The sequence below is a fragment of the Clostridium sp. AM34-11AC genome (genome assembly GCF_003435375.1).
GTDB lineage: Bacteria > Bacillota > Clostridia > Lachnospirales > Lachnospiraceae > Pilosibacter > Pilosibacter fragilis.
Genome location: NZ_QWGL01000064.1, coordinates 1 through 5,125, shown reverse-complemented (window position 1 = coordinate 5,125; position 5,125 = coordinate 1). Strand labels below are relative to the sequence as shown.

General features: G+C 38.3%; 6 protein-coding genes. 5 read left to right on the top strand and 1 reads right to left on the bottom strand.

Features of this window, described 5'->3' with window-relative positions:
* Nucleotides 1–15 precede the first annotated feature (15 nt).
* On the bottom strand, nt 16–153 hold the full coding sequence (locus DW826_RS17340; protein WP_242994144.1) for an HTH domain-containing protein: 138 nt from the start codon (nt 151–153) through the stop codon (nt 16–18).
* Between the two features lie 648 nt (nt 154–801).
* Between DW826_RS17340 and mobC the strand changes: the two genes are divergently transcribed.
* The 5 genes from mobC to DW826_RS17315 form a co-directional block, all read left to right on the top strand.
* Nucleotides 802–1,143: a plasmid mobilization relaxosome protein MobC gene (mobC, locus tag DW826_RS17335; RefSeq protein WP_066548912.1), complete on the top strand. Its 342-nt coding sequence runs from the start codon at nt 802–804 to the stop codon at nt 1,141–1,143.
* A complete protein-coding gene (locus tag DW826_RS17330; protein WP_117553310.1) occupies nt 1,092–2,495 on the top strand; it encodes a relaxase/mobilization nuclease domain-containing protein in 1,404 nt (467 codons plus the stop codon). Before mobC ends, DW826_RS17330 begins: the two co-directional genes overlap by 52 nt.
* A 222-nt stretch (nt 2,496–2,717) precedes the next feature.
* Nucleotides 2,718–3,065: a helix-turn-helix transcriptional regulator gene (locus DW826_RS17325; RefSeq protein ID WP_117553309.1), complete on the top strand. Its 348-nt coding sequence runs from the start codon at nt 2,718–2,720 to the stop codon at nt 3,063–3,065.
* A 211-nt stretch (nt 3,066–3,276) separates the two neighbouring features.
* Nucleotides 3,277–3,663 (top strand): BlaI/MecI/CopY family transcriptional regulator, encoded by a 387-nt coding sequence (locus tag DW826_RS17320; protein ID WP_066548916.1) that lies wholly within the window; start codon nt 3,277–3,279, stop codon nt 3,661–3,663.
* A gap of 1 nt (nt 3,664) precedes the next feature.
* Nucleotides 3,665–5,125 (top strand): BlaR1 family beta-lactam sensor/signal transducer (locus DW826_RS17315; RefSeq protein WP_117553308.1); only part of this gene is annotated, 1,461 nt, incomplete at its 3' end.

Here is a 5,125-nt window from a genome sequence, read left to right as displayed (position 1 = left end):
TTTTAGCCACAAGTGTTACAAAAAAGCTTGACCACAACAATTTTGTATTGTGCGAACCGTAACATGAAATTCGTCTGCCAGTTCTTTCGCCGTAATGCGGCGTCTGACAAGCAGAATATTTATGATTTCAGCTCTTCGATCTGCTGTATTCATGCTTTACCTCCTTTCTGTAAATTCTCCAATCTCATTGTAAAAAACGAACCGGAAAAAACCTTTCATATTAAAACAGGCTTTTTCCCGCAGCCACTTTTGACACAATCAATTCAACTTATCCCAAAATAAATACTCTTTTCTCTCCTGCTTTCTCTTATTGACTTTGCAGCTTCTGGTTGCTAAAATCTTTTATGGATAAAATCACAAATTCATAAAAAGACACACAAACTGCTATGGAGCTTCACGGGCATCTGATGCCTGCTGTGAGCTGTGGCAGTTTTTTTATTACCTATGCCGTTCTCCGAAGCCGGACAGCCGGACGCTGTCCATAAATGGGCGGTAACGCCCGTATGAGTTTTGGACAGGCTGCCTATACAGCCTAAAACTCGCAAATTCCCTCTGGGCAATTTGCCAAAGATAGCAAGCACTGCCTGTGTTCCCTCACAGGCACCATTTTTCCAAGTTTCTTCCAAGTAAAAACTTGAGAAAATTGGCTTGCATGGGGCATATCCCCCTAACCCCTTTTGCACTCCAAAACCCAGCAATTACTCCACGGAAATTTCTGAATTTTTACGTTCAAAACCACACCGCCGGATACGGCATATCACAAAATCTTCTTTTCAAATAAGGAAGGGAAAGGACAAAGCAATGGCAAAAAGAGAAAGACAAAATGAATTGAAAATATATCTGAGCGATGATGAGCAGTACATCCTAGAACAGAAGTGGAAAGCCTCCAATATGAAAAGCAAATCCGCCTTTATCCGGCATCTGATTTTGTACGGATATGTCTATGATGTAAACTATGAACACCTACGAGAATACAATACAATCCTCTCTCGCATCGGTAACAATTTGAACCAGATTGCCAAGCGTATGAACGCCACGGGCAACGTCTATGAAGCCGATGTAAAAGAAGTAAAGGAGTTGATGAAACAGGTATGGCAATCACAAAAATCCATGCTATCCAAGCAACCGTCAATAAAGCAGTAGATTACATCTGCAACCCTGCAAAGACAGATGAAAACATCCTCATTTCTTCCTTTGGATGCAGTCCGGAAACTGCTGCTTTTGATTTCAAGTTCGCCCTGTCAAAAACCAATCAGGCAGACCCAAACAAAGCCTTCCATCTGATTCAGGCATTCATGCCCGGAGAAGTATCTTATAAGGAAGCTCATCAAATCGGCATAGAGCTTGCCGATAAACTTCTGGAAGGAAAATACTCTTACATTGTAGCTACCCACATTGACAAAGGACACGTTCATAACCACATCATTTTCTGTGCTGCAGATAACATCAATCATGAGAAATACCATGACTGCAAAAAGACCTACTATCACATCCGACATCTGAATGATGAGCTGTGTTCCGAGCATCAATTATCCGTCCTGCCACCAACTGACCAGCGTGGAAAAACATACAAGGAATGGCTCTCCAGTAAAAACAATTCCTCATGGAAAACCAGGCTCAAAAATGACATTGACGAAGCTATCCAAACTGTTGATACTTATGAGGACTTTCTTGACCTTATCCGTGCCAAAGGATATGAGATAAAAGGTGAAACCTTTGATGAAAAATCGTTAAAATATATCTCTTTCCGACCACTTGACCGTGAACAATTTATCCGTGGCAGAGCCAACTCTTTAGGTGCTGAATACACCAAAGAACGAATTAAAGAACGGATCGAAGCAAAGGAATTGATACAGCCTAAAAAGCGTATTCCATTTCCTACAAGAAAGAAGCAGCTTGTCAAAGATTTTTCTTCCCAAAAGCTTATTGACACCTCAGAAGAAAAGTTTGAACAAAATCTCGGTCTTAAAGCTTGGGCGGACATCCAAAACCTAAAGATTGCTGCCAGCAGTTACAGTGAAATAGGATCAATTGCTGAGTTGGAAAAGCAGCTTGCAGCCAAGTCGGTTCTTGCCAAAAATGCACGAAACAGTCTTGTTGAAACCGAGCATCAGTTAAAGGATTTAGGACAGATTTTGAAATATGCCGAACAATATCATTCCAATCATATCTATCATGTCCGGTATCAGAAATCCAAAAATCCGGATGCTTACCTGCGAAGTCACGAAACAGAACTTCTACTCCATGACGGTGCAGAAAATATGTTGAAACGTCTTGGAATGAACCCTAAAACTCTTGATATTGACAAGCTCCGTAACGAATACAATTCATTGTATTCCAAGAAAGAAACCTTACAGAAAACCTATAAATCTGCGGAGAAAGAAATCAATGCTCTCAATAGAAAATTAGATAATCTGAATCAATATCTTAACCGTAGTTCGTCAGTTCAGCAGACTAATGACAGAAAAATGGAAAAGGACAAAACTACTCGCTGATTTTGCCCATCAAAAAAGGTGTATCGCATTGAAGTTTTTCACTTCGTTACGATACACCTTGATATGTGTAGTAAGCTCTTGCTGCTTTTTATACTGATATTCAATTTTTCTCGTATTTTCCACCTTCGTTTTATCATGTATTGTACTCCATATTCGCTCTGTATTCTAACGCAATTCACTCCTGTCGATGTGTAATGTAAACTACTATCGAGGTGAATTACAATGCAGGATATAAAACAAAATCTTGCCAACGCAGTACGTGAAGCCCGTACAGAACTCGGTCTTTCACAGGAAAAGCTGGCAGAAATTCTTAATCTAGATCAACGCACTATATTGAACATCGAAGCCGGACGTGGTAATCCGAAATTTGAGAAACTGTATCCATTGATTACATATCTTAAGATACCAGCAGATAAGATTTTCTATCCGGATAGCAACGACCAGAAGCCAAATCTTCAGAAGCTCCTTACCTTAATAAATGATTGCACGGAACAGGAAGCAAATGATTTGTTACCTATGGTTCGTTATTTGCTTGAATTACTGCGAAAACAAGATAATCCTACTCTTTGATAAACCAATAGAATCTATTCGAAGCTATTGGTTTTCTTATTTTCAATTATTTTTGCTTATATTTTTCTCCTCTCTAAAATCTTACTTGTGTAATATTTTAATTATTACACAAGTAAGATTTTAAATCAACCTGTTTGTTTGAATTGACAGCAGAAAAAATAGAACTTATAATATTTTTATTACAACCGTAAGATTTTAGGAGGGATTTTAAATGAGTGACTTGCCGCAGATTTCCGAAGCTGAATATGAAGTTATGAAAATCGTATGGAAACATGCTCCAATTAACACCAATGAAATAACAGAAAAATTACTGCAGTCCACAAACTGGAGTCCTAAAACGATACAAACACTTATTAAACGTCTTGTTACTAAAGGTGCACTCACTTATGAAAAACAAAGTCGTGTTTTCGTTTATACTCCATTAGTAAAAGAAAGTGAATATATTTGCCAAGAAAGTAATTCCTTTCTTAATCGTTATTATGACGGGGATATTACAGCTATGTTATCTGCATACATAGAAAATGACAAACTGACAGAACCAGAAATAGAAACGCTTCGCTCTCTTCTATCCAAGAGAGGAAAAAAAGGAGGCGATTAACATGGCTAATTTCATGATACGCTTTTTATTATGCAATGTATTGATCAGCGGTATCATCGGAATTCTTTTGATAGCCAAATGGGTATTCAGAAACAACTTGTCCAGCCGGATGCAGTATAATCTGTGGTTGCTGCTACTCGGACTTTTAGCAGTACCTTTTATACCCTTCCGTCCAGTTTGTTTCCCGCAAATTTTCTCATGGCTCAGTAGCGTACAAAACTCCACCACTTCTCATGCAGATGTTGATACAAATAATGTTATGAATACCGATTTATCCGGTACTACAAATTGGATGAATGACTTTGCCCTTTCTGTAAACCATGACACATCATCCGTTACCGGGTACATTTTATTGAGTATATGGATTGTGGGAATGCTTATGATGATGATATTGGTAATCAAATCTTCTCTTCGTTTACGCACTATAAAGAGATCTGCACTTCCCCTTCAGAATCCGAAAGTTCGCAGACTGTATAACAGATGCTTGAATGAGATGAAAATAATAAGGAATATTCCTGTGTACAGTACCGCTTTTTTGAAATCCCCTATTATCGTAGGATTTTTGAAGCCATGTATTTATCTGCCAATTCATTTAATCTCAGATTATCATGAATCTGATATGAGATATATGCTATTGCATGAACTACAACACTACAGACATAAGGATGCCATTGCCAATTATCTTATGAACTTTGCCGGAGTGCTTTATTGGTTTAACCCCTTTGTCTGGTTTGCACTAAGAGAAATGCGTAACGACAGAGAAGTTGCCTGTGACACTTCTGTTCTAAAAATGCTTGAAGAGGACGATTATGAGAATTACGGAAATACGCTGATTAACTTTATAGAAAAGGTCTCCTTTTCTCCTTTTCCTTTTGCCGCCAACCTTAGCGGAAACATGAAACAAATGAAGCGTCGCATTATCAACATTGCCTCTTATGAGAAACCAACGTTTTGCAAGAAATTAAAAGGCATGACTGCTTTTATACTGACCACAGTTCTAATAATGGGACTTACACCTTTTATTTCTACATATGCAGCGGACGAAAGTCGCTACCAATGGGAATCTTCCTCAGAAAATATTTCATATGTAGATTTTTCTAAATACTTTGGAAAATACGAAGGAAGCTTTGTTTTATACGATCTTAGAAATGATGTCTGGAGCATACATGATATAGAACATGCTACGCTACGAGTTGCACCGGATTCCACTTACAAGATATATGATGCTTTATTTGGATTGGAAGAAGGTGTCATTACACCACAGGATTCTTTTATTGCATGGAATGGAGAAAACTATCCGTTTGAAGCATGGAACGCTGATCAGACCTTGCAGTCTGCTATGGCTTCATCTGTGAACTGGTACTTCCAATCAGTGGACGAACAACTTGGTACTGCTTCCGTTTACGATTATATCAAGAAAACGCTGATTGTCAAGGTAGTTGTCAGTAAAAATTTATATTCT

What these genes read in the sequence shown, in the direction of transcription:
- DW826_RS17325 (WP_117553309.1), top strand. Translation starts at nt 2,718, where the DNA reads ATGCAGGATATAAAACAAAATCTTGCCAACGCAGTACGTGAAGCCCGT.
- DW826_RS17340 (WP_242994144.1), bottom strand. Translation starts at nt 153, where the DNA reads ATGAATACAGCAGATCGAAGAGCTGAAATCATAAATATTCTGCTTGTC.
- DW826_RS17320 (WP_066548916.1), top strand. Translation starts at nt 3,277, where the DNA reads ATGAGTGACTTGCCGCAGATTTCCGAAGCTGAATATGAAGTTATGAAA.
- DW826_RS17330 (WP_117553310.1), top strand. Translation starts at nt 1,092, where the DNA reads ATGGCAATCACAAAAATCCATGCTATCCAAGCAACCGTCAATAAAGCA.
- mobC (WP_066548912.1), top strand. Translation starts at nt 802, where the DNA reads ATGGCAAAAAGAGAAAGACAAAATGAATTGAAAATATATCTGAGCGAT.